Source organism: Butyrivibrio sp. XPD2006 (assembly GCF_000420865.1).
Lineage (GTDB): Bacteria > Bacillota > Clostridia > Lachnospirales > Lachnospiraceae > Butyrivibrio.
Window position 1 is genome coordinate 85,851 of sequence record NZ_ATVT01000014.1, and the last position, 25,118, is coordinate 110,968.

At 40.1% G+C, this 25,118-nt stretch carries 29 protein-coding genes; 24 read left to right on the forward strand and 5 right to left on the reverse strand.

The annotated features are described in order from the left end of the window. Positions 1–2,320 precede the first annotated feature (2,320 nt). Together G590_RS0114620 and G590_RS0114625 are read left to right on the forward strand one after the other, a co-directional pair. On the forward strand, positions 2,321–3,148 hold the full coding sequence (locus G590_RS0114620) for a ParA family protein (protein ID WP_022766403.1): 828 nt from the start codon (positions 2,321–2,323) through the stop codon (positions 3,146–3,148). Beyond that, the gene (locus tag G590_RS0114625) at positions 3,148–3,708 is read left to right on the forward strand and encodes a hypothetical protein (RefSeq protein ID WP_022766404.1); all 561 of its coding nucleotides are present in this window, start codon (positions 3,148–3,150) and stop codon (positions 3,706–3,708) included. The genes G590_RS0114620 and G590_RS0114625 overlap by 1 nt, the downstream gene beginning before the upstream one ends. Positions 3,709–3,786: 78 nt before the next feature. Here G590_RS0114625 and G590_RS0114630 read toward each other — a convergent pair whose 3' ends face one another. Together G590_RS0114630 and G590_RS0114635 are read right to left on the reverse strand one after the other, a co-directional pair. Beyond that, entirely contained in the window at positions 3,787–4,071 is a 285-nt protein-coding gene (locus G590_RS0114630; RefSeq protein WP_022766405.1) for an HU family DNA-binding protein, read from the reverse strand. 175 nt (positions 4,072–4,246) lie between these two features. Continuing rightward, positions 4,247–5,605, reverse strand: a complete 1,359-nt coding sequence (locus G590_RS0114635; protein ID WP_022766406.1) for an MATE family efflux transporter — start codon at positions 5,603–5,605, stop codon at positions 4,247–4,249. A 141-nt stretch (positions 5,606–5,746) separates the two neighbouring features. Here G590_RS0114635 and G590_RS0114640 point away from each other — a divergent pair, with 141 nt between their 5' ends. Beyond that, a complete protein-coding gene (locus G590_RS0114640) occupies positions 5,747–6,115 on the forward strand; it encodes a response regulator (protein ID WP_022766407.1) in 369 nt (122 codons plus the stop codon). Between the two features lie 18 nt (positions 6,116–6,133). After that, positions 6,134–6,538 (forward strand): acetolactate synthase, encoded by a 405-nt coding sequence (locus G590_RS0114645; RefSeq protein WP_022766408.1) that lies wholly within the window; start codon positions 6,134–6,136, stop codon positions 6,536–6,538. 81 nt (positions 6,539–6,619) lie between these two features. Here G590_RS0114645 and G590_RS0114650 read toward each other — a convergent pair whose 3' ends face one another. Next, positions 6,620–7,402 (reverse strand): class B sortase, encoded by a 783-nt coding sequence (locus tag G590_RS0114650; RefSeq protein ID WP_022766409.1) that lies wholly within the window; start codon positions 7,400–7,402, stop codon positions 6,620–6,622. Between the two features lie 127 nt (positions 7,403–7,529). Between G590_RS0114650 and G590_RS0114655 the strand changes: the two genes are divergently transcribed. Genes G590_RS0114655 through G590_RS0114670 form a run of 4 tightly spaced genes read left to right on the forward strand, consistent with a single transcriptional unit; the run spans position 7,530 to position 11,118 of the window. Further along, positions 7,530–8,039 (forward strand): type 1 glutamine amidotransferase domain-containing protein, encoded by a 510-nt coding sequence (locus G590_RS0114655; RefSeq protein ID WP_022766410.1) that lies wholly within the window; start codon positions 7,530–7,532, stop codon positions 8,037–8,039. 12 nt (positions 8,040–8,051) lie between these two features. Further along, positions 8,052–9,047: a helix-turn-helix transcriptional regulator gene (locus G590_RS0114660; protein ID WP_022766411.1), complete on the forward strand. Its 996-nt coding sequence runs from the start codon at positions 8,052–8,054 to the stop codon at positions 9,045–9,047. 17 nt (positions 9,048–9,064) lie between these two features. Next, the gene (gene malQ / locus G590_RS0114665) at positions 9,065–10,570 is read left to right on the forward strand and encodes a 4-alpha-glucanotransferase (protein ID WP_255345064.1); all 1,506 of its coding nucleotides are present in this window, start codon (positions 9,065–9,067) and stop codon (positions 10,568–10,570) included. A 26-nt stretch (positions 10,571–10,596) separates the two neighbouring features. After that, positions 10,597–11,118 (forward strand): cysteine hydrolase family protein, encoded by a 522-nt coding sequence (locus G590_RS0114670; protein ID WP_022766413.1) that lies wholly within the window; start codon positions 10,597–10,599, stop codon positions 11,116–11,118. Here G590_RS0114670 and G590_RS21415 read toward each other — a convergent pair whose 3' ends face one another. Next, positions 11,119–11,292: a hypothetical protein gene (locus G590_RS21415; RefSeq protein WP_022766414.1), complete on the reverse strand. Its 174-nt coding sequence runs from the start codon at positions 11,290–11,292 to the stop codon at positions 11,119–11,121. It abuts the gene before it with no gap. Positions 11,293–11,564: 272 nt separating this feature from the next. Here G590_RS21415 and G590_RS0114680 point away from each other — a divergent pair, with 272 nt between their 5' ends. From G590_RS0114680 to dtd, 11 genes are all read left to right on the forward strand, one after another. Continuing rightward, entirely contained in the window at positions 11,565–11,954 is a 390-nt protein-coding gene (locus G590_RS0114680; RefSeq protein ID WP_022766415.1) for a DUF4342 domain-containing protein, read from the forward strand. Positions 11,955–12,172: 218 nt separating this feature from the next. Continuing rightward, positions 12,173–13,462, forward strand: a complete 1,290-nt coding sequence (gene dinB, locus G590_RS19775) for a DNA polymerase IV (protein WP_022766416.1) — start codon at positions 12,173–12,175, stop codon at positions 13,460–13,462. Between the two features lie 13 nt (positions 13,463–13,475). Then, positions 13,476–13,739, forward strand: a complete 264-nt coding sequence (locus tag G590_RS0114690; protein WP_022766417.1) for a hypothetical protein — start codon at positions 13,476–13,478, stop codon at positions 13,737–13,739. A 21-nt stretch (positions 13,740–13,760) separates the two neighbouring features. Then, positions 13,761–14,096 (forward strand): hypothetical protein, encoded by a 336-nt coding sequence (locus tag G590_RS0114695; RefSeq protein WP_026494185.1) that lies wholly within the window; start codon positions 13,761–13,763, stop codon positions 14,094–14,096. Between the two features lies 1 nt (position 14,097). After that, positions 14,098–15,675 (forward strand): Y-family DNA polymerase, encoded by a 1,578-nt coding sequence (locus tag G590_RS0114700; protein ID WP_022766419.1) that lies wholly within the window; start codon positions 14,098–14,100, stop codon positions 15,673–15,675. A gap of 10 nt (positions 15,676–15,685) precedes the next feature. After that, a complete protein-coding gene (locus G590_RS0114705) occupies positions 15,686–16,180 on the forward strand; it encodes a hypothetical protein (RefSeq protein ID WP_022766420.1) in 495 nt (164 codons plus the stop codon). Between the two features lie 130 nt (positions 16,181–16,310). Then, positions 16,311–17,594 (forward strand): O-acetylhomoserine aminocarboxypropyltransferase/cysteine synthase family protein, encoded by a 1,284-nt coding sequence (locus tag G590_RS0114710; RefSeq protein ID WP_022766421.1) that lies wholly within the window; start codon positions 16,311–16,313, stop codon positions 17,592–17,594. After that, positions 17,595–18,374 (forward strand): YdcF family protein, encoded by a 780-nt coding sequence (locus G590_RS0114715; RefSeq protein ID WP_022766422.1) that lies wholly within the window; start codon positions 17,595–17,597, stop codon positions 18,372–18,374. 67 nt (positions 18,375–18,441) lie between these two features. Continuing rightward, entirely contained in the window at positions 18,442–18,621 is a 180-nt protein-coding gene (locus G590_RS0114720) for a hypothetical protein (protein ID WP_022766423.1), read from the forward strand. A gap of 112 nt (positions 18,622–18,733) precedes the next feature. Then, complete coding sequence (locus G590_RS0114725; protein ID WP_022766424.1) at positions 18,734–18,970, forward strand: hypothetical protein; 237 nt, start codon at positions 18,734–18,736, stop codon at positions 18,968–18,970. Between the two features lie 22 nt (positions 18,971–18,992). Further along, the gene (gene dtd, locus G590_RS0114730) at positions 18,993–19,427 is read left to right on the forward strand and encodes a D-aminoacyl-tRNA deacylase (RefSeq protein WP_022766425.1); all 435 of its coding nucleotides are present in this window, start codon (positions 18,993–18,995) and stop codon (positions 19,425–19,427) included. A gap of 80 nt (positions 19,428–19,507) precedes the next feature. Here the strand turns inward: dtd and G590_RS0114735 are convergent, their stop codons facing one another. Next, positions 19,508–19,945, reverse strand: a complete 438-nt coding sequence (locus G590_RS0114735; protein ID WP_022766426.1) for a hypothetical protein — start codon at positions 19,943–19,945, stop codon at positions 19,508–19,510. A gap of 137 nt (positions 19,946–20,082) precedes the next feature. Between G590_RS0114735 and G590_RS0114740 the strand changes: the two genes are divergently transcribed. The 5 genes from G590_RS0114740 (at position 20,083) to G590_RS0114760 (ending at position 24,768) form a co-directional block, all read left to right on the forward strand. Next, positions 20,083–21,042: a hypothetical protein gene (locus G590_RS0114740; RefSeq protein ID WP_022766427.1), complete on the forward strand. Its 960-nt coding sequence runs from the start codon at positions 20,083–20,085 to the stop codon at positions 21,040–21,042. 13 nt (positions 21,043–21,055) lie between these two features. After that, on the forward strand, positions 21,056–21,754 hold the full coding sequence (gene pnuC, locus G590_RS0114745) for a nicotinamide riboside transporter PnuC (protein ID WP_022766428.1): 699 nt from the start codon (positions 21,056–21,058) through the stop codon (positions 21,752–21,754). Beyond that, positions 21,744–22,766, forward strand: a complete 1,023-nt coding sequence (locus G590_RS0114750) for an AAA family ATPase (RefSeq protein ID WP_022766429.1) — start codon at positions 21,744–21,746, stop codon at positions 22,764–22,766. The genes pnuC and G590_RS0114750 overlap by 11 nt, the downstream gene beginning before the upstream one ends. Beyond that, positions 22,759–23,709 (forward strand): CPBP family intramembrane glutamic endopeptidase, encoded by a 951-nt coding sequence (locus G590_RS19780; RefSeq protein WP_022766430.1) that lies wholly within the window; start codon positions 22,759–22,761, stop codon positions 23,707–23,709. The genes G590_RS0114750 and G590_RS19780 overlap by 8 nt, the downstream gene beginning before the upstream one ends. A gap of 72 nt (positions 23,710–23,781) precedes the next feature. Further along, the gene (locus G590_RS0114760; protein WP_022766431.1) at positions 23,782–24,768 is read left to right on the forward strand and encodes a DUF3048 domain-containing protein; all 987 of its coding nucleotides are present in this window, start codon (positions 23,782–23,784) and stop codon (positions 24,766–24,768) included. The last annotated feature ends 350 nt before the right edge of the window (positions 24,769–25,118 follow it).

The following is a 25,118-nucleotide window of genomic DNA, read 5'->3' on the forward strand; positions in this document are numbered from 1 at the left end:
TTATGTTCCCCTATCGGGCAGTCCTTCATCCCTTTTATATTCACGGCTTATTCCCTTTTAGAACACCTTAGATCCCCTTTTTTATTACTACTCGTGCCCTTTTAGGTCACCCTGATAGGCTATAATTGGCATTATTACTGGCTTTTTGATGGATGCTAATTAATAACAATTGTATGTTTTATAAATAAAATAAATAAACACCGGTTTGTCTGTAGAAACATATCTGAGATTGAAAGTGTATATAAAGATCTTTTTGGAAAAACAATAGACTTCCTATTTCAAAATAAGAAATAAATTCTGATGGAAAAATTATTGATTATAGACTAGCCAGGAAAGAAATCAGAAAAGTGAATTAGAACAAGAAATGAGAACAGGAAATAAAAGAATAAAAAGAATAATTTAATTTAACCCAAGAATATAACAATTTATATCAAATATGAATATTTAAAATTATTTTTAATAACAGCAGAAATCAATTATATTATAAATATTATATTTAATTTAGATATAAAGTGATATTAGAGATGATTACTAAAAAAGTAACAACAGATATTAAAAATTTCTGAATGAATTAAGTAAAATTGTAGATGTATAAAAAGAAAATATTATGGAATATAGAAAATAACAAATTGACAGATTTTTAAATTGTATAAAATTGAAAGATGACTAATACAGTCATAATTAATAAATGCAATATCGATAATCTAAATTAGTATATCAATTAATTAAAATCAATATTAATTATATGCTTTAAACACCATAAATTCTAAATAGATAACGAATGATATATAATACAAAATATAGATTTATATTTATTGGACATGCAATTAAACTTGCAATTTGAATCCCCTATCATTCAGGTGTTTAATGCAAATCCTCAAAACCCTCTAAAATACACAACTTAAACGATATCTTTTGATTTGCAGATCGATTGCATCTTATTGATTTTCTAGTTAATAATTTCTTTATAATTTATTAATCAATATTTCAATCATTTCCCGAGTAGATATTCCAGTATGGAGCACCTAAAAAGCTAATACAATGCAATATGATTAATAACGCTCGTTTTATTGATATAAATTAATAAAACACTGGGATTTTTTGATGTTTTATTAAATAAATAAGTTGATAAGGAATACTTATGCTGATCCAGATCTTCTAAAGGGCCTGGAATAGATCAATCAGTAAAACTCTCACAAAAACACATATATATTAAATATAAAATATATGCTACATATGATAAATATAAAATAGCTGAAATATAACATATACTACATAAATATTATATCATACGCATATAAAAAATACAACAAATATAAAATCGATATCATAAATAAAATATATTTAATATAACAGATATTATAAACATATAAATAATAAAAGAAATATAACATATATAATACAATTTAAATATACATATTATAAAAGATATATAACATAAAGAATATAAATAAAAAGAATAAAACATGAAATATATTGATTAAATATAGAATATAAATGATACATAAAATATAAATAATATAAGATATATAACAAACATAACATACATATGATACATCAAATATTTATGCAATATAATAATTCAAGAACACAAATGTTATATTGACGAAAAAGATATATAACATGAATATACAATATATGATATATGATATATAACATTAATTTATTAAATCTAACACTATATATGATATATAACAAGATAATTTATTAAAGAAATGATGGGCTTATTGTCAGTTTTAAGCCTAAAGATCCGGAAAAGTAAAAAACCCAGTAAAATAGAGACTTTCAGAGCGTATAAATATATAACATATATAACAATATGGGCAAAAAGTGACTGGAATATTACAGAAAAACAGGATTATTACAATACGTATCAGAATGTATATTGGATAAATTCATCTCCTGGCCAGCAAGATGATAAATGAAAGATACAGGCACCAGTGAATATATGAATTAAATAAAATATATAACATATTTAATATGCAAAAATCAAATGAGAAAAATTATATATAATGAGTTAAAAATATAACATATATAACATACATAACCAGAGCAAATTTGTTGTTTATAATATAAAGAATATATATTAAATAAGATATATAACAAATAATATAAAAAAGATGATATATAACATAAATAAACTATATGACACAGAATTCAATCACAAAACGCATATAAGTTATATAACATATACATATAAAATATAATATATTCAACATATTACATATTGAAACTAAATACCTTACATTATATAATGTTATAGGACTAAGAATGTATAAAATTTATAACAGATATATGTTATATAAGTTTGGGAGGAATCATGCGAATTGTAGCTTTTAGTAATCAGAAAGGCGGAGTTGCGAAGACTACTTCGAGCTATGCCTTAGCAGTAGGACTTGCGAATAGGGGGTATAAAGTACTTGTTGTGGACGCAGATCCACAGGAAAATTTGTCTATGACAGCAGGTATTGACCTTAATGAAATTGATCCGGATCCTGAAGATATTGATGCACTTACACCTGAACAGCAGGAATATTTCTTCAAAAACGTTCCTGCTAAGCTTTTTGAAGTAATGAAGGGTGAAAAGGACATAAATCGTGCAATTATCCCTATTGGAGAGAATCTGGACCTCATAGTTGGAGGAATTGATCTTGCTTCAGCAGATATGACATTTGGAGCTCTGGGACGTGAAAGACTTATCAGGGATGCGTTCGGTAAGCTGAATAAAGACTATGATTTCTGCATTTTTGACTGTAGTCCTGCACTTGGCGTTGTTCTTATGAATATATTAACAGTAGCAGATGAGGTAATAATACCGCTGGAGCCCGGCGCTTATTCTCTTCAGGGATTATCCAGACTATATAAATTTATAGATCAGATTCATGATTTTACTAATGACAAGCTTAAAGTAGACGGAATTCTTGTTACTAAGGTCAGAAATACAGCCAATTCCAAGATTTGGATCAATGATATAGAGGAAAAGGCAGAATTACTCGGAACAAAGGTGTTTAAATCCAAGATTAGACTGAATGTATCCGTTGAGGAAGCACAGACAATGAAGATGGATATATTTGAATATTCAGGTGGTTCAGCAGCTGCAAGAGACTATGATGATTTCATTGATGAATTCTTGGAGGAGGATGAGTGATGGCAAGTAAAGCAAGTATGTTGAAACAGGGTGCCAATAAAACCGGTAAGGGATTATTTGCAGGAATGTCAAGACTTGATGCTAGAGAAGAAGCGGCTTCTGTTAATGTTGAAGTAACAAATGATATTGTAAAAGAAGAAAAAGTGACTGAAAAAGTCAATGCTCCTGAGAAAGAAGAAACCCCGGTTAAGGTTGTAGAAGTTCCAATTGCAGAACCTGAAGTAGAAGTCCCTGTAGTTCAGGAACCAAAGGCCCAAGCACCTGCTATTGAAGAAGAACAAGTTCAAGACGAAGTTATTAATAACAGAATTAATAAACCTGAAAAAGCAGAGAAAAATGACAATCAGACAAAAAGTGCCAGCAGATATGAGAAAGAGAAGTTCCTTCTTCTTGATATCAGAGGTTATAGAGATTATGTAGAACATATGGCAAAAGCTGCTAATATGTCTGCTACAAAATACATTAGAATGTTGATCCAGCAGGATATGGACAAAAATAACGATATTTACCTTGCTCACAAGGCTTTGGAAGAAAAGCTGAGAGGAAGGTCGGGAAATTAAGAAAAACGTCTAAAATCGCCTTTAAATGCATTAAAAAGCCCTCGGACAATTGTCCGAGGGCTAATATTTTCTCTTAAATTATTTCTTCTTGCCGTTAACAGCATCCTTAAGAGCCTTACCAGCTTTGAATTTAGGAACTGTAGCTGCAGGAATCTTAATAGCTGCGCCAGTCTGAGGATTCTTACCTGTTCTAGCAGCTCTCTTAGCTGTCTCGAATGTTCCAAATCCTACAAGCTGAACTTTACCTTTTTTCTTAAGCTCTTTTGATACAGCATCTGTGAAAGCCTTAACAGCCTTCTCTGAATCCTTCTTTGAAAGACCAGTCTCTTTTGCAATAGCATCAACAAGTTCTGTTTTATTCATGGTATAATACCTCCCTCAAAATGAGAATTTTTACTACAAAAAAGATTTTACACCTTGTTTTGGGCATTCTCAATAGATTAAACACGAAAAAATGCCAAAAATCATAGTGATTTTTAGTGCACAATTCTGAAAAAGCGCTAAACTATTGACTTTTTACAAAAAGAGTATTATAAATTCAGATTTTTTCTACTGTTTGGCGATACAGCTTTGTGAAATAGTAGGTTGAAAGGGCTAGTGAAGCAATCTCTGCAATGGGAAATGCGAGCCAAACCAGATTTATGTTGTTTGTTTTAGATAAAAGCCAGGCGGCAGGTATTAAAACAACCAGCTGTCTTCCGACAGATATGATCAAAGAGTAAATACTCTTCGAAAATGCCTGGAATATAGAACCCATGGTTATACATAGGCCGGCCACAGGGAATGACAGACATATAATACGAAGTGCAGGGATTCCGATTTGCAACATGTCCGGTTCAGCATTAAATATACCCAGAAGTGTTCCGGGAATCGTAAAGAATGTAATTGTACCAATCATCATGATAGAAAGAGCAAGTACCAAGGCAAACTTGAGTGCCTCTACAATTCGAGATTTGCTCTTTGCACCGTAGTTATAAGCCAATACAGGAATCAGACCGTTGTTGAGGCCAAATACCGGCATAAAGAAGAAGCTTTGCAATTTGAAATAAATGCCAAATACAGCGGTGGCCAAAGGAGAAAGAGTAATGAGAATCTTGTTTAAAAGATAAGTCATTACTGAGCCGATGGACATCATTAGTATTGACGGAACACCAACATAGTAGATGTCTTTTATAGTTTCAAGCTCCGGATGAAGGATCTTTTTCATGGAAAAGACAATTTCCTTGTTGAAGTTCAGATTGCAGAAAAGACCAATGGAGGCGCCGATAAACTGACCCAAAACCGTAGCGTATGCAGCTCCTGCGACACCGAGCTCGGGGAACGGGCCAATACCAAAGATCAGGAGCGGATCAAAAATAATATTGATGATAGCGCCTGTGGCCTGAGAAATCATACTGTAAATAGTTTTACCGGTGGACTGAAGCAGTCTTTCAAAAGTCATCTGAAAGAATATTCCTGCAGAAAACAAGCAGATAATCCTGAGATATTCAGTGCCGAATTCCATGATAAGTCCGCTGTTATACTGAGAAGCAATAAACGGACGTGCAAAAAACAAACCAATAATAAAGAACAATACAAAATTAAAAAATGTCAAAAAGAGTCCACAGTTAGCAGCAGAATCGGACTTGTCGAATTTCTTTTCGCCAAGTGAACGTGAAAGAAGAGCATTGATACCTACACCTGTTCCGGAGCCAAGGGCAATCATCAGGTTCTGCATGGGAAAAGCAAGAGTAACAGCTGTTATTGCTTCAGTGGCGTTATTTGGTATACGTGCAACGAAAGCACTGTCTACAACGTTATATAGTGCCTGCACAAGCATAGAGATCATCATGGGCAGAGACATGGATATGATCAGTTTTTTGACGGGCATTATGCCCATTTTGTTTTCCTTATTCATAAATTACTATTTCCTCGCATATTGTATTCCGAAAGAGAAGTATAACATGTATATATAATATAGACTAGCAAAAGAACATTGAATGGGATAATATAATAAAAAAGACCTTTTTAGTGACTGTATTATTGTGAAGGAGACTATATGCGTAAAAGAGTACTTATAGCTGATGATACTACACTGATGAGAGAAATGATTAGGGGTGCTTTGCCGGCTGAGGATTATCAGATTGTCGGAGAGGCTACTTCCGGAGATGCGGCCATAGAGCTTTACAAGGAAACCAAGCCCGATGTAATGCTTTTGGATATAAATATGCCCAAGATGAACGGCATAGATGCGCTTACTGAGATCATGAAGATAGATCCTAATGCCAAGGTTATCATGTGTTCGGACCAGAAGTATGAGTCTATGATCATGATGGCTCTTAAGAAGGGCGCAAAAGACTTTGTTATCAAGCCCTTTACATCGTATGATGTGCTTCTTGCTGTAAAGAAGCTCTTCGATGAGGAATAAAAAGAAAGAGAGACAGTTATGTTAGATCAGGTATCAATTTACGCAGAGAATAAGAAAGGATGTTTTCAGAGTATCACGGGACTTCTTAATTCAAATGGAATTAACATTCTCGGTTCCGTAACCAATGATTCTGCAGAATATGGAATTATCAGAATGGTGGTTTCTGATCCGACCAAGTGTCTGGAAGTCCTTAGAGGAGATGGCTATATTTGCAAAACAACGCCGGTTTTAGCCGTTGAATGTCCCGATGAAGTCGGAGCTCTTGATAAGATTTTAAAGACGCTGTATTCAAGCAATATTAACGTTAATTACATATATCTCTCTTTTAACAGAGAGTCAGGACTCCCAATAATGGTAATGCACACTGATGATATATATCAGGTTGAGAATATCCTTACAAACAAGGGATATAACTGCATTTGATCGTTGATTAAAGAATTTAAATAAGTCATAGATGTTATATAACATCTATGACTTTTCTTTTGCGTAAAAATTGATGGATATTTAGTTTATAGTCCAGCTTTCTACCTTGGCAGAATGTATTACAAGTCGCTTTCCGCTTCCTGATCTTCCGCTGCATGTAGAGAGCGTGAGTATAGAAGGAAAGTTATCAAGGCTTAAATCAGCGGGCTTTTCATAAAGGCTGTTGCTTGATATATACTTGATAAAATCGTTGTATTCCTGCTCTGATGTGACTACAGAATATGCGTCACTACCTACAGTTGTAACGTAATAGGCAAAGACTTTGTACTTGTATACGGCATTTTCGGTATATATATAGACATATGGATTGGAATTGATTATGTCTTTGCCGTCATCCTGGATCAGCTTCTTGAATTGTCCGAACATGGATCCGTTTCGCATATTATGTCCGAAAATGATATCATGCATTCCGGTGAAATCCTTGGTGCTGAGAACATCTGTAAAAAGACATCCGGAACTGTTGTACTTGCCTTCAAAGGTCTTTTTAATGTACTCATCAATTTCATTCTCATGGACAACGGGATAGTTCAGATCAAAGCATGGCATATAAAGCCAGCCGGTGAAGTCTTTGTTTATGCTTTTGAGCTGTGCGAAATCAACATGTAAAGGCGGATATGTGGCACCGGGAGGGAGCTCCGATGTTTCTGCTACAGAAACGGAGTTCTCCACGATTTCTTTATATTCGGTACCTGCTATATTGTACTCTTTATTCTCATTGTAAAGGCTGATTGACTCATATATTATAATTCCGATACATATCAGTATAACGATGAGTCTGAATGCTCTGTTTCGTATCAATTTCATGTTTGAAATCCTTTCGGAAATAATAATTAGTCTATTATCATTCTATTACCCAAATATCGCTAAATCAAGATAAATGCACTATAATTGTATTTGTGATGCTGTTTCTTTTTACATGGAGGATTTAAGCATGAAGAGAGTGATTCAACTGGTAAGTGATGATTTTGAGGACCTTGAACTTTGGTGTCCGGTGATGAGACTGAGAGAAGAGGGAGTAACGGTCGATCTTGTGGCGGAAAAACCCGGGATGTACCACGGAAAATACGGTGTTCCCTGCGAGGTTACAATGTCTTTTAACGATATAAACGACTCTGATTATGACGGAGTACTGGTACCGGGAGGATGGGCTCCGGACAAGCTCAGACGATTTCCTAAAGTCCTTGAAATAGTAAGAAATATGGATCGGGACGGAAAACTTATTGGACAGATATGTCATGCCGGATGGGTTCTGGCTTCTGCGGAGGTACTTAATGGACGAAAGGTTACAAGTACACCCGGTATAAAGGATGACCTTACACATGCCGGAGCGATCTGGCTTGACCAACCGGTTGTTATTGATGGAAACATAGTGTCCGCAAGGCGTCCGCCGGATATTCCTGAGTACATGAATGCGTTGGTCAAAGTGCTTAATAAAGCTTGAGGAGGAGTAAGCGTGCCAAGAAGTGCTAATCAAAAACTCAAATTGTATTATTTGTATCGCGTTTTGTTGGAAAAGACCGATGACACGCATACAATAACCATGCCGGAAATACAACAATATCTTGAGAGTTATGATATTGCAGCTGACAGAAAGAGCCTCTACGACGATATGGATGCTCTCAGAACGCTTGGATTCGATGTTATCGGTGAAAAGGACGGGAGAAACTTCTGCTATCATCTCGGAAGCAAGGAATTTGAAGTCGCTGAACTTAAGCTTTTGGTCGATGCAATACAATCTTCAAAGTTTATTACGGAGAAAAAGTCCAATGAGCTTATAAAGAAGCTTACGGGGCTTGTCAGTGACTACGAGGCACAGCAGTTGAAGCGCCAGGTTGTGGTGCAGGGCAGAATAAAGACAATGAACGAGAGTATTTACTACGTTGTCGATGACATACATAACGCCATAAGCAGCAATCGTAAGATCAGCTTCGACTATTATAAATGGAATCTGGACAAGAAAATGGTTCCAAGAAAAGACTCAAAATATGAAGTGAGTCCCTGGGCACTTACCTGGGATGACGAGAATTATTACCTTATCGCATTTGATTCTGAGGCTGACAAGATTAAGCATTACAGAGTCGATAAGATGAGAGGTATTGAGATTCTAGAAGAAAAACGCGAGGGAAGAGCTCACTTTGAGGAATTTGATATGGCAACCTATGCCAGGATCAATTTTGGAATGTTCGGCGGTAAAGAGGTCAAGGTAAAGCTCAGGTTTAAAAACGATCTTGTGGGAGTTTTGCTGGACAGATTCGGAAAAGACATAACGATACGCCGTACGGATGATGAAGAATGGGCAGAAGCTAACGTGGATGTGGCTCTTAGTGAACAGTTTTTGGGATGGGTCTTTTCTTTTGGAAACGCCATAAAGATTGTTGGCCCGGATGAGGTTGTAGAGCGCTTTACAAGGGATATAAAGGCAATAGAAAAGTTATATAATAACAACTGATATGCAAGGAGGGGAAGGTGTTGAACAGGGAAAGCGGAATATTGATGCCGGTTTTTTCTTTGGCATCCAGATTTGGAATTGGCTGTTTTTCTAAAGAAGCATTTGAATTTGTTGATTTTTTGGAAAAATCCGGGCAGGGGTATTGGCAGGTTCTTCCTCTGGGACCTACGGGTTTTGGTAATTCACCTTATCAGCCGCTTTCGGCATTCGCAGGTAATCCGTATTTTATTTCGCCTGAAAAACTTATAGAAGAAGGGCTTCTTGCCTGGGATGATGTGAATAACATTGATTTTGGCAGAAATCTTGAGGCTGTGGATTACGGCAAACTATACGAAAACAGATATGATCTATTGGAGAAGGCATACGAAAACTTCCTGGAAAAGGGTGATAAAAAGGAATTTGAGAAGTTTTCCAAGGAAAATGCATATTGGCTTGAGGATTATGCTCTGTATCTTGTCATAAAGAAATTACAGGGCGGAAAATCCTGGACTGAATGGGATAAGGAACTCAGAAGCAGAGATAAAAAAGCAATTGAAGAAATAAAGAAAAACAACAAAAAGGAAATGGAATTCATCTGTTTCCAGCAGTATAAATTTGATGAACAGTGGCAGGAGCTTCTTGTCTATGCCCACAAGCACAAGGTAAAGATCATAGGGGACCTTCCCTTCTATGTTGCCATGGACAGCGCGGACAGCTGGTCGCATCCTGAAGTCTTTGAGATGGATAAGGACTTCGAACCTAAGTCGGTGGCAGGATGTCCGCCGGATGCGTTTTCTCCTACCGGACAGCTGTGGGGAAACCCTGTCTATGACTGGTCTGCGCTCAAAAAGGATGGTTATTCCTGGTGGATAAAGAGAATAGAGCGCAATTATCAGTGGTTTGATGTGATCCGTATAGATCATTTCCACGGCTTTTCCGAGTATTATGAGATTCCTTTTGGAGATGAGACAGCACAGAATGGCAAAATGAAAAAAGGCCCCGGTATGGATCTGTTTAATGCCCTTAAAAAGAGTTTTGGAAAGCTGGACATGATCGCAGAGGATCTTGGGACGACTACAGAAGAGAATGTTAAACTCCTTCAGGATTCCGGACTTCCGGGCATGAAGGTTTTGCAGTATGGTTTTACCAGCTGGGACAGCTGTTATGTGAATCACAGACACGAGAAGAACTCTGTTGTTTATACCGGAACACATGACAATACACCGACTTTTGCATGGGTTCAGGAGATTAAGGAGGGCGAAAGGTCTTTTACCAGAAGATATATCAACTCCATGAATACAGACTATGGTGCATTTGTGTGGGATATTATCAGAGAGGCATATCGCTCCGTGGCAGATTTGTGTATAATTCCTATACAGGATTATCTGTGTAAGGGGAAAGAGGCCAGGATCAATACTCCGGGAACGGCAGAGGGAAACTGGCAATGGCGCCTTACACCGAACTATCTCTCAGATGATCTGGCAAGGAGTATTCATCTTCTTAGCGAGACCTACAGCCGCTTGCCCAGGGAATCTGAGAAATAAATAATATTTTGGGAGAGAGAAAAGATATGAGAAAAATACTGATTGTCATCGACATGCAGAAGGACTTTGTCGACGGAGCTCTCGGAACACCCGAAGCTGTTTCGATTGTTCCCAATGTGGTAGAAAAAATCAAGCGTTATGATATAAAGGACGTATTTGCCACAAGAGATACACATCAGCCCAACTACATGGAGACTCAGGAGGGCAAGAATCTTCCTGTTGTTCACTGTGTTGAGGGTACTGAAGGATGGGAAATAAATAAAGCCGTTGCAGCCGTACTTGAGGGGGCAAAAATAATAAATAAGCCCACATTCGGCTCAACAGTTCTTGTTGATGAAATATTAAAGCTCTCAAAGGAAGAAGAGCTTCAAATTGAGATGGTCGGATTGTGCACAGATATTTGTGTTGTTTCAAACGCACTTATGCTCAAAGCATTTATGCCTGAGGTAGAGATCAGCGTGGATTCTTCATGCTGTGCAGGCGTAACCGTAGAGAAGCATGAAGCTGCGCTTGAGACCATGAGGTCATGCCAGATCAAAGTTATCTGATCAGCTTAGCAGCAGAATCAGAAACGTAATAAATGATACGGCAAATACCGAAGTGGTAGCTGCAGTGATGATTCTCTGCGTAAGAGCTTCTCTGTCCACGTATTTTCCGCCTATGTTTATAGTATCCACTACTTTTTCTCTATGTGACTTGGAATATAGGTTTGAATTGCCCATAGGTTTAGTCTCCATCTGATTTGACAACAACCATTATAGCTATAATACCCTATAATTCTGTATTTAAAGTAATCCGACGCTAAAGAAAGTATAAAAAGAGTCTATCTTTTTTGTGGATTAATGTTATGGGACCTGCATAAGGGGAGAAATAGATGGTTGTAATTCACGGAAAGCAGTATTTTTATGGGTACGATTCCCGGATATAATCATATCATCAGCAAAAACATAGCTGATTTCTTGATAGATCACAAAGATTAGAGGAGGGATTAAACATGGAAATCACATTAGAAGCTATTGAGAAAGTAATGGAGGAAACAGGTGTTGAATACAAGGCTGCAAAAGAGGCCCTTACAAAGTCGAACGGAAATGTTGAAGAAGCTATCAAGCTGATCCGTCCCGATACAATAGACATTGGCGAAGAGGCTAAGGCAGCTGTAGAAAAGCTCAAAAAGAAAGTGGAAGAGGGCAATGTGGACAGGATTCAGATCCGCAAGGATGATCAGGTTGTACTCAGTGTTCCGGTAAATGTCGGAATCATCGGAGGAATCCTTGGACTGGCTGCAGCACCCTGGGCGCTTATCGCCGGATCGGTAGCTGCTTTCGGACTTGGATGCAAGCTCGAGGTAGTAAAAAAGGACGGAACTACCGACGAAGTAAAGTAAATAAAAACTGAATACTAAATATGACGGGGGCATTACTCATCGCAGATGGGTAGTGGCCCTTTTTTTTATGCCTGCCATCGGAAGTGTGGGCAAATAAGTCCAATAAAGCTCCCACCACAACATCTAGCGGTTGATTTTTCGAACAAACATTCGTACAATATAAGCACAAACAAGAACAAACGTTCGCAACATATGTTTGCGGGTGCCGAGGAGTGCTTATGGATGATGACAGGATAATACTTCATTCAGATTGTAACTGCTTCTACGCTGCTGTAGAGATGCTTCATAATCCGGGACTTCGCGATATACCGATGGCTGTGGGTGGAGACCCTGAGGCGCGACACGGAATAGTGCTTACTGCCAATTACATAGCCAAGAGGCGGGGAGTTAAGGTTGGAATGGCCCTCTGGCAGGCCCGAAAGGTATGTGGAGATCTCACTATCGTATCGCCAAACTATGACGAATATATCAGATTTTCCCGCAAGGCCAGGAAGATATACATGGATTATACAGATCTGGTGGAGCCTTATGGACTGGATGAATCATGGATCGATATAACGCACTCCAGGGACATGCTCAGAACTGATAATGGGATGTCTATCGCGCAGGATATATCCGACCGGGTTAAAAAGGAACTGGGAATCACTGTTTCCATAGGCGTTTCGTGGAACAAGGTCTATGCGAAATTTGGATCTGATTATAAAAAGCCTGATGCCATCACCCAAATTTCCCGGGAGAATTATAAGGATATTCTGTGGAATGCACCGGTATCGGATCTTTTGTATGTGGGCAGACACACTGATGAGAAACTCAGGAAGTACGGGATAATCACCATCGGAGACCTTGCAAAGGCAGACCCGGAGAGCTTGCACAACATATTCGGCAAGATAGGATACGTGCTTTCTGCTTTTGCCAGAGGTGAAGATCAGACGCCGGTAGCAGCTGTAGGAGAGTACTCGCCCATAAAGAGTGTCGGAAACAGCACAACTACACCAAGAGATCTGGTGACTGATGAAGATGTCAGGATGGTCATTTATCTGCTCTCGGAAAGTGTGGCAGCAAGGCTTAGAGAGAATCATTTTATCGGTGATGTGATAGGTATCAGTATAAGAGATAACGGTCTCTTTAGCTTTACGAGGCAGCACAGGGTTGGCGTTCCTACCAATATTTCAGAGGAAATCGCAGGTTATGCATGGCAACTGTTTAAGGCCAATTATGACTGGGGACATCCGATCCGCAGTGTCGGAGTAAGGGTGGCAGGGCTGGTTCCCGATACCATGCCTTATCAGACGGATCTTTTTATGAGTGAGATGCTCAGAGAGAAGTATTTAAGAGCGGATCTTGCGGTGACAGATATACGCAGGCGATTTGGATACAATGCCATATTAAGAGGCCTGATGTACTACGACAAGGAACTGTCCGGACTCGATGCAAAGGCTGATGACCACATGATACATCCTGTGGCATATTTCCAGAATGGTAACAAGGTTCTTGGGGAGAATGAATGATAGGAGGCCTGATATGGCAATTCGAATAGGGCATAAGGTTTACGTAGATACAGTGGTGGAGTTTTCGGATGAAGGAGAGATACGCCCTCTTTCAATAGAGTGGGAAGATGGCAAGAAATATCAGATCACAAGAGTTAAGGATTGTGTCCCCGGAGCCAGCAGAAGAGCCGGAGGTGCGGGGCTTGTATATACATGTATTGTAGACGGAAAAGAGATACATTTATATTTTGAGGATTGTCCATCCGGAGCAAAGTGGTTTCTTGAATCCAAAGCCTGATGGAGAAAGTGAGGTTTGACTATGATTTACGCAGTGGATTTTGACGGAACATTAAGTATGGGCGAATGGCCTGAAGTTGGGCCGGCCAACAACGGACTTATAGATTACCTTATAACAAGGCAGAGAGAGGGCGACAAGCTTATACTGTGGACATGCAGAGCAGGAGAGCCCCTGGACAGGGCTGTGGAATTTTGCAGAGATCATGGACTCAATTTTGATGCGGTCAATGATAACCTTCCGGAGACAATAGAGAAATATGGTTCAAACTCGCGCAAGATTACTTGTGATGTGTACTTGGATGACAGGGCGTGTCGCGTTGACGGTGCAGTATCAGAGGTTTTGGGATATACTTTATAACATGGATAAACAATATATAGCCATAGATCTGAAGTCGTTTTACGCCTCTGTGGAGGCGGTAGACAGAGAATGCGATCCGCTTATGACAAATCTGGTGGTTGCAGATCCTACCAGAACGGAAAAGACAATCTGTCTGGCGGTTTCACCATCTTTAAAAGCATATGGAATATCCGGCAGAGCAAGATTGTTCGAAGTGGTGCAGAAGGTCAAAGAGATCAATATAAAGCGCCTTAACAATGCAATCAGGCTCGGTGTGGCGGTCAGGGATGATTCGGGAAAGTTTTGCTTTTCCGGATCATCTTGTGATGCAAGGGAGCTCGAAAGGGACCCTTCTCTGGAATTGGCATATATCACAGCACCGCCCAGAATGGCCAAGTATGAAGAAGTCAGTACGAAAGTTTATTCTACTTACATGAATTATGTGAGTCCCGATGATATTCATGTTTATTCCATAGATGAGTGTTTTATCGATGTCTCGGCTTATTTGCATACCTATTCTTTGACAGCCCATGAACTGGCCAAGACTATGATAAGTGACGTGTTTAAGAATACCGGTATTACAGCCACGGCAGGGATTGGAACCAACATGTATCTGGCCAAGGTTGCAATGGATATAGTTGCCAAGCATGCCCAGGCAGATGAACAGGGCGTGCGTATAGCTGAGCTCAATGAGATGAGTTACAGAGAACTTTTGTGGTGTCACAGACCAATAACGGATTTTTGGAGGGTAGGGCGAGGTATTGCAAGGCGCATTGAGAGCATGCAGTGCTATACAATGGGAGATGTGGCAAGGCTTAGTGTTCAGGATGAAGATCGTCTTTACAAAGAGTTTGGTATAAATGCTGAGCTTTTGATAGATCATGCCTGGGGATGGGAACCTACTGATATTGCGACTATCAAGTCATACAAGCCGGAGAATAACTCGATTTCATCAGGGCAGGTTCTGATGGAGCCATATGATGCGGAAAAGGGCAAGCTAATAGTAAAAGAGATGACGGAACTTCTGGTGCTTGACCTTGTCAGGAAGAACCTGGTGACCAGACAGGTGGTTCTGACGGTCAGCTATGACAGGGAGAGCCTTAAAGTCCTGCATCAAGGCAGAACGCCTCAGGATACGGTATATGCAGTTGCCAAAACCGGTAAGAGGTATACAGGGACGGTTACGGCTGATTATTACGGAAGAATGGCACCCAAGCATGCACATGGAACCGGTAATTTAGAGCGATATACCAGTTCCACAAGGAAGATAATGGAAGTCATGACACAGCTCTATGACAGGATTGTTGACCCGGATCTTCTTATCAGGAGAGTAAACGTTGTTGCGGCAGGTGTGATCAGTGAGGCTGATATTCCGCCGGAAGAGCCGGAGCAGATGGATCTTTTTACCGATTACACCAAGAGAGATATGGAACGGGCAGATGAGAAAAAGGCAGATGAGAAGGAAAAGAGAATGCAGAAAGCGACTCTTTTGCTTCAGGAGAAATTTGGCAAGAATGCAGTGCTTAAGGGAATGAATCTTAACGAGGGTGCCACAACCATACAGAGAAATGGTCAAATTGGCGGCCACAAGGCCGAATAAGAGGTTTTTTATGACAAAAGGTATAACAGGGCATGAACCTGATCCAAGAGCAATTTACGCGGATATAATTGACAAACAGCATTGGCAGTCGCCAACACGACCGCACATGAGTTTATATGACAGGGCGGCGCAATTTGCACCTTTTGCAGCTCTTACGGGCTATGATGACATGGTGGGGGAAGAGGCCAGACTGGTTGACAATAAGATAGAGTTGGATAATTCCGAGCTTGAGATCTTAAATGGTAAGCTTGGGATTATAGCAGATGCGATAGCTGAAGGCAGAGCACCTGAGGTGTCTATTACTTACTTTGTGCCCGATCTGCTTAAGGACGGAGGTAGTTACAAAACAATAACAGAAGTTATCAAAAAGATAGACAATGTCAGACAACAGCTCGTTTTGGAACGCAAAACAGGTGTGGCACAGATGAACATGACTATAGATATAAAGGATATTCTTGAGATTCATGGCGAAGAGGCAGACAGGGCTTTTGATAAGGAATTCTGATGTCTTTGCATCGTGATTGAGAGGGGATTACGGCTTACTTATCGCAGGATAAAAGTTTTAGTTAATTGACGGTTCATGCCTCCGGGCTCTATCATCAGTTCAAGAAAACACGAACGGAGGACTTAATGGTATGAGCAATTACAAATTTGAGACACTGCAGTTACACGTAGGACAGGAACAGCCGGATCCCGCAACTGATGCAAGAGCGGTTCCGATTTATCAGACGACTTCATATGTTTTCAGGAATTCTCAGCACGCAGCAGACAGATTTGGACTTGCAGATGCCGGAAACATATACGGACGACTGACAAACAGTACTCAGGATGTTCTGGAGAAGAGAATAGCAGCTCTTGAGGGCGGAAGTGCAGCACTTGCGGTAGCTTCCGGTGCAGCAGCTATCACTTATACAATTGAAGCTCTGGCAGCTAACGGGGGACATATTGTTGCACAGAAGACCATCTATGGTGGCAGCTACAACCTTCTTGCACATACTCTTCCACAGTACGGAGTAACAACAACATTCGTTGATGCTCACAATCTTGCAGAGGTTGAGGGAGCTATCAAGGAAAATACCAGAGCTATCTATCTTGAAACCTTGGGAAATCCCAACAGCGATATCCCTGACATTGATGCAATCGTAGAGATCGCACATAAGCACGGACTTCCACTGGTTATAGATAATACCTTCGGAACACCATATCTTATCAGACCTATTGAGCACGGCGCTGACATAGTAGTTCATTCGGCTACCAAATTCATAGGTGGACACGGAACTACTCTTGGCGGTATTATCGTTGAGTCAGGTAAATTTAATTGGAAGGAGAGCGGCAACTATCCTCAGATCGCATCACCAAACCCGAGTTATCACGGAGTATCTTTCTACGATGCAGTAGGACCGGCAGCTTTTGTTACATATATCAGAGCTATCCTTCTCAGAGATACAGGCGCAACAATCTCACCGTTTAATGCATTCCTGCTCCTTCAGGGTGTTGAGACATTATCACTCCGTCTCGACAGACATGCGGAGAACACCAGGAAAGTGGTTGAGTTCCTTGCAAATCATCCACAGGTAGATAAGGTTAACCATCCTTCACTTCCTGATCATCCGGACCATGCACTGTACGAGAAGTACTTCCCTAACGGCGGAGCATCGATCTTTACCTTTGAGATCAAGGGTGGCAAGGAAGCAGCCTGGAAGTTCATTGATAACCTTGAGATATTCTCACTTTTGGCTAACGTTGCCGATGTTAAGAGTCTTGTTATCCATCCTGCAACTACTACTCATTCACAGCTCAACGATGAGGAGCTTGCAGATCAGGGCATTACACAGAGCACAATCAGACTCTCAATCGGTACTGAGCATATAGATGATATCATTGCAGATCTTGAGAAAGGCTTTGCAGCAGCAAAATAAATGAAGTTTTTTAAACCAAGGATAAGAATACTATGGCTGGGGCTGACAGTAATCTGTTTACTGTACTCAGCCATGGTATATATGGTTGGGAGCGGAACATTTTCTTTTACCATATGGCTGGCGGGAGGTGCATTTTTTGCACTGTGTTTTTACCTGGCAGGTAAGGGAAGATGGGAAAGAGTTCCCAAAGGTCTAAAATGCGGCGCAGTAGCTGTGATTACAGCGGTTGTAGCCGTGTTTTTGGTGTGCTTTATAGCTATTTTTTCGCATTTCTTTGATGAAGGAGAAGCGGGATTGGATTATATAATTGTTCTGGGTGCCCAGATGAGAGCAAGCGGGCCCAGTGTTGTGTACAGATACAGGCTTGAGAAGGCCGGAAGTTATCTGACAGAGAACGGAGACACTGTATGTATCACAACAGGAGCTCAGGGATTCAATGAATCTATAAGTGAAGGCGCAGGAGGAAAAGAGTATCTTATAGCCAAAGGGATAAAGGCTGACAGGATAATTGCAGAGGAACAGTCACTTGATACAGATGATAATATATCCAATGCTCTCGTGATAATAAATGAACGCGAAGGCTCAACAGATGGTCTGCGCATAGGAATCGTAACAAACGGATTTCATGTTTTCAGGGGAGTCCATATAGCACAAAAGTTGACAACTGCTGAAGTTTACGGTATTGCAGCCTATATGGAGCCGCAGTATGTGCCTAATAATGTGGTAAGAGAGTGTTTTGGTATACTAAGAGATCTGAAAAATGGGCTATTGGAATTGTGAGTATAGGCCAGTTTGAGGTATAATCAGGATAAAGATAATATTCTCACACAATCCCGAGAGGTGCCTCATGCGTTCAGAAGAAGATGTCAGAAAAAAACTGTTGGATGAGATAGATACATATCTTACATGCCCTAAGTTTTCTGTGGAAGAGCATGCCCATAATATAACCATGCTGGCCTGGGTCATAGATCTGACAGATCAGGAACTCAGCAATATGATCAGAGAGGCAGAAAATGCCTTTACGTAAGTTATTATTGGAATTATTTATGATTCTTTTAGTTTGTGTGATATTTCTGTGATAAACCGGATGCTAGTATTTTCTCATAATAAATCACGTCAGGATATTAAGGAGAATAGTTATGAGAAAGAGTTTTATTGGCACCGCAACAACATTTTTTGGAATAATGTTAGTAATATTCCTTATTTTCCACTTTGCATTTATTCACATCTTTGCAGCTGCACCCGATACAGGCGCTGCTAACCCTCAGATGATGAATATAGCTTGCCATGAGTGTGGAGAAGTAATTACAGTAGATATAAGTCAGCCTGAAGCAACTTGTTCACATTGTGGTGAGATCAATCATTTCTCAGGCTGAAAATTTCAGTCAGGGGGAGAATATGAGAGCAGTAATCACAAGAGTTCTGTCTGCGTCAGTAACGATTGACGGGCAAAAGAAATCGGAGATCGATAAAGGGTTTCTGGTTCTTTTGGGGGTCAAAACAACCGATACTCAGGAACAGGCCAAGAAGATTGCAGACAAGATATGCGGACTTAGGATATTTGAGGATGAAAATGGAAAGATGAACATTTCTCCGAAGGATGCCGGTGCAGAACTGCTCATAGTCAGTCAGTTTACACTTTATGCAGATTGCAGTTCCAGAAGACCCGGATTTACAGATGCAGCAAGACCTGATATTTCAGAACCGCTATATGAGATGGTAGTTTCTGAATGCAGAAGCCGTGGATTTAATGTACAAACCGGTGAATTCGGAGCAGATATGAAGGTGGAATCGATAAACGATGGACCTGTAACTATAGTACTTGATATATGACGAGAATATAAAACCTCTCACTGCAGTTGTTCGGTGGGAGGTTTTATTATGGATCATATTCTGTTGTTTTGGTCTTACAATCAGCCGCCGATCTGTGAGAGTCTGCTACAGATTGTCTGAATTCCTTCTTTTTGACCGGTGACCTTAGAGCCGAGCATTATCTTGGTCATGGCTATCTTAATTTTCTCGCCGCTGCAAGTAAGTGTCGCAGAAGGTCTGATGCCTCCGGCATTTACCTTGGTTTTTTCAATCTTCTCAAGTGGAATCTTGATTGCACCTTCCATTTTGCTGACATTTATGCTGTTAATAAGGGCCATATTCAGGCTCTTTTCAGTGATGCCAATGTAGCAGTAGGTGTTAGCGAGTGCGCCGGCAGCGCCTCCACCGATTGCTGAAAACAAAAGTAAAGTCTTGGCTGAAGGAAGTATTGTGCCAATAGCTGTGCCCTGATAGCTTTCGCCTTCATCAAGTATTGAGTTCAGCATTTCCATTTTATCGTTGTCATTTGTAAGATTCATTTCTTTTACTCCTTTGCAGATAAGTCCTTGATATTATATACACAAACCCGGATTCGTAAAAGTTGCAAATTGCACTTTATTTTTTTATCATGGTTAATGTCTAAAAATTAAGTCGGAATGAAGAGGAGAAAAGTGTTATGAAAAAAAGGTTTGCAGTAGCTGCTGTCGGCTCGGTGCTGATGACAGCTATTCTTGCAGGATGCGCAGGAAATGCATCCGAGTCGAATAATGAGGGATCTATGTTTGAGCAGGTTTCCGGAACTTCAGAGCAGTCTTCAGAAAATCAGGATAACGGTAAAAGCGAAGAGCAAAAGCCTCAGGAAGATACAGCATCATCAGGATATGACGGATTCAAGGCCGGAACCGCCAAGGCTAAATACACAGGTGCAGGAGACAGAACAGCCTATCTGGAAACATCTCTTTGCCTTGAAAAAGGCAAGTCTTACACAATGGACGAGATCATAAGCGCTCTTGAAGGAGCTACTGATTATAAAAAGTCTTCAGAGCCTACTTATACAATGATCGATTGCGGAAGTGACGGAGTCCAGGAGCTTCTTGTACAGACATCATTTGACCCTGAATTTACTCTTTACATGATAATCAAGGATATCAATGGAGAGCTTACTATCTGCTTTGATCAGGATGGATGGTCCAGAAATGATGTGCAGGTTGAGACTGACGGAACTGTTATGTCAAGTGGTTCAGGCGGAGCCAATGTTCATGTCTGGGATCAGGCCTTTGTTGATGCAAACGGAGAGTATCATTTTTACTACGGATGTGAAGAGACATTAACGCTATACGATAGCTATTATCTGTATAACAAGGCTGATTATAAGGAAATGTCTGTAGATGGTCTGGATGTAGACCATATCGGAATCAGAGATTATTATTTTGAGCCAAACTACGAAGACAGAACTCATTACTACGAGTATTTCATGTTGGACGACAACTACAATGATGTAACTACCGATGCGGATTATGATGACTCAAATCCGGTGAAGGCAAGATTTAAAGAGTATGGTGTTGATACATATTCAGCAGCACAGATTAAAGACATGTTAGATTCAAGAGCTGCTGAGATAGGATATAAAAAGTAAGGAAACAGTTTAGATGAGTGGATTAAAAAAGTTTTTGAAGAGCGAGTTTACAGGTTGGAAGCCCTTTGATGTAATATGGCTTGTGCTCGCCACAGCAGTTATTCTCGGCCTTTCCTTATACTGGAAGGACACATGGATCAGCCTTGGGGCAGCTGTAACCGGTGTAATTTGCGTTATACTTACCGGTAAGGGAAAGAGATCATCGTTCATTTTTGGTGTCGTTAATACAGTCCTGTATGCGATAGTAGCTATGGAAGCCAGGTATTACGGAGAGGTAATGCTTAACCTCATTTATTACCTTCCGCTGAATTTTGTAGGTTTTGTTGCCTGGAAGAAACACATGAACGATGAGAGCGGAGAAGTGATAAAAGAGAGGCTTAACCTTAAGCAGAGCGCGGTAATTTATGCAATCACAGCAATAGCAATTGTTATTTATGGCTACATACTCAAGCGCCTTGGCGGAAATCTTCCATATATCGACAGTATGAGCACAGTTATTTCTGTAGTGGCACAGATACTTTGCTTAAAGCGTCTGATGGAACAGTGGGTTTTATGGATAGTAGTCGACGTTGTTACAGTCATCATGTGGGCCATAAACTTCATTAATGGTGGAGAATCTATAGCGACTCTTGCCATGTGGAGTATATATCTCATAAATGCATTTATCATGTTTTTCCATTGGTATCGGGAGGCCAGGAATTATGCAGTATAACGTTGGAATGTATGGAGGCAGCTTTAATCCGCTTCATATGGGGCATGTGGACTGTATCATACAGGCGGCCAATATGTGTCGTGAATTGTATATCGTACTCAGTACCGGAGGCAACAGGGATGAGATTGATATGAGAGTTCGCTACAGGTGGATATATCAGCTTACGGCACATATAGGTAATGTTAAGATCATAGTTCTTGAAGATGACGCTCCGTCCAAGGAAGACTATACGGAAGAGTACTGGGACAGAGATGCACAAAAGGTAAAAGACCAGATAGGTAAGCCGATAGACATCGTATTTTGCGGAAGTGATTACGATGAAAACAGTTTTTGGAATAAATGCTACCCTGACAGTGAGATATATTTTTTCCAAAGAAACGGAATCAGCTCTACTGAAATCAGGAAAAATCCGTATAAGCACTGGGACTGGCTTCCAAACGTTGTAAGACCGTATTATGTAAAAAAGGTTTTGCTCATGGGCGGTGAAAGTACCGGGAAATCAACGCTTACCATTAATCTGGCCAACAGGTTTAACACCAATTATATCGATGAAGCCGGACGTGATATATCCGAGCGCAGCGGAACAGATATGATGATGCTTTCGGAGGATTTTACCGAGATACTGCTTCAGCATAAGCTTAATGAGATAAAAGCAATAAGCAGCAGTAATAAGATCCTGTTTGAGGATACAGATACACTTGTAACCCAGTTTTTCATGGGATTTTTAAATGACCCTGAGATTGCCAAAAACAAGGCACTTTCGGATGCTATTGATGCCATTAATGAGTATGATCTGATATTGTTTCTGGAGCCTGATGTGGAATTTGTTCAGGATGGAGACAGGAGCGAAGTCATCCGTGACAACAGGGAAAAGTACAGCAATGAGATAAAGAAACTTATCAGAGACCATGGGAAACAGTTTGTGACAATTAGCGGATCATATCAGGAGAGGTATGAAAAAGCCGTTTCGGCAGTAGAGGAGCTTATGAAAAAGGAGGATATGAATGACTAACGAGAACTCAGCACAAAAGCCATCGATTTTCAAGAGAATACACAATGACGGATTTACATGGCATGACAGTATTTTTGTAATTACCCTTTTATTCTTTTTTTTGATGTTTGTTACTTCAGCTGTATCTTCAACAGTATTGGTATTGGTGCAGCTCAGTATACCCAAGGTTCAGACAGATGGATTCTGGTCACTGTTTTTAATGTATGCAGCTACCATATTTTCCTGGCTGATATTTGCGTTGTATTGCAGCGTTATAAAGTATAACAGACCTATCATGAAGGCAATTACACCACAAGCCAAGGGAAACACGCTTAAGATGCTTCTTATTGGTTTTCTGGTAGGATTTGGAGAGAATGCGCTGGGTGTTTTGATGGCTGCTCTTGTTGGAGACATTCATCTTGTATATGACGGATTCCAGATTATCAAGCTCATTGCCATGTTTGTGGCTGTTTTCATTCAGTCATCCTCAGAAGAATTTCTGTGCAGGGCATTTTTATATCAACGACTGAGAAAAGGGTACAGATCTCCATGGGTAGCAATTATTGGCAACGCACTTATATTTATGGCACTGCATTTGCTTAATCCCGGAGTATCGATTATCCCTATCATTCATCTGGTAGTAATAGCTGTATTTTACTCATGCTTTGTATATTACTTTGACAGCATATGGCTTCCGATGATGGCGCACGCAGCGTGGAATTTCACTCAGAACATTATATTTGGTCTTCCCAACAGTGGAATCGTCAGCTCTTTCTCCATCGCTAAATTGGAGGCAGCAACCGGTCGTATTACATTCATCTATGATCCGGTATTTGGAGTTGAAGGATCAGCGTTTTTGCTGATTGCATCAATAGTAGCAACAGTTGTGGTTATTGTAATCGGGGAAAAGAGAGGTGCCAGATCCCTCAATGTATGGAAAACCGAGACAGAAACAGATAATTAACCGTATATTTGGCTATAAATGTATGTTATAATGAATATCACTCACTCTGATACAAAAAAGGAGGATTCTCTGATGCGTTTAAAAACAGTTTTTGCGATGGTGTTGAGCGTGGTAATGACATTTATGTTGCCAACAACTGTCTATGCAGCAACCAATGAACTGACGGGACTTGAGGTAAGTGATGAGATCGCAGGCCAAAGACCTGTGGCTATCATGGTAGATAACGAAAAGAAGGCACTCCAGCACTACGGAACTGCTGAAGCTGACGTTGTCTATGAGATGATGAACAGCACGGCGAACGGACGCGTCACAAGACTGATGTGCCTTTATAAGGACTGGACAAACCTTCAGCAGACAGGAAGCATCCGCAGTACAAGAACAACAAATGTTATGATTGCGGGCGAGTATAATGCTGTTCTGATTCATGACGGAGGGCCGTTCTATATAAAAACTTATCTGGCACAGCCTTATGCAGCGCATCTTAGCGGTGGTTTTTCAAGGATTAAGAATGGCAAGCCTACTGAGTTTACAGAGTATGTATTTGGACAGGAGATGCTTGGAAGATTTGCGAAGGCAGGACTTCCTACAACATACACTGCAAGTATGGAAAGAGGAACTCACTTTGTATTTAACGGTGCTGATACTGATCTTGCAAGCGAGCTTGTGGCTAACAACGTAGAACTTGGAAACGTGTTCCCGCACAATAAGAGCAGACTTGCTTTTAATGCGGAAACAAGGACTTACGATTACTATGAGTACGGATCTCTTCATACAGACGCAGAAGATGGCCAGGCGCTTACTTTCAAGAATGTAATCTTGCAGAATGTGTCTTTTAACCAGCTGGATAGTCATGGTTATCTTACATACAACGTAGTGGGATCCGGAAGCGGCTATTATGTTACTAACGGAAAAGCAATTCCGATCACTTGGTCAAAGGGCAGTGAGGCCGGTATGACTCATTTTTATGACGCTGCAGGGCAGGAGATTGCCATTAACAGAGGAAAGACCTATATAGGCCTTGTACCCGCTGATACATGGGGAAGTGTAGTGCTCAACTGATCAGGAATGTTCATAAGGTATTATAAAAGGGAAGGCTCAGATGCCCAATGTCATTAAGTTAGTATGACAATACAAAAATGGCAACAGACTGAGGATGAAGTATTTTACTCTTCATCCTCAGTTTCTTCTTTTTAGGGCATCGCAAATAGACGGATTTTTTCCGCCAAAATAAAATTATGCAGCTTATTGTTTTTATGCTACTCTGTATAGGAAACTATGATATATCTTGCCAGTTAGTTTTCTTTCCCGATGTCTATCTGGCCTTATAGGAACTAGATTTTTTGATATAATGGTTTCCAAATCAGGTGATGATGCCTTTCCTCGATAGAACAATCTACACATATGCACTG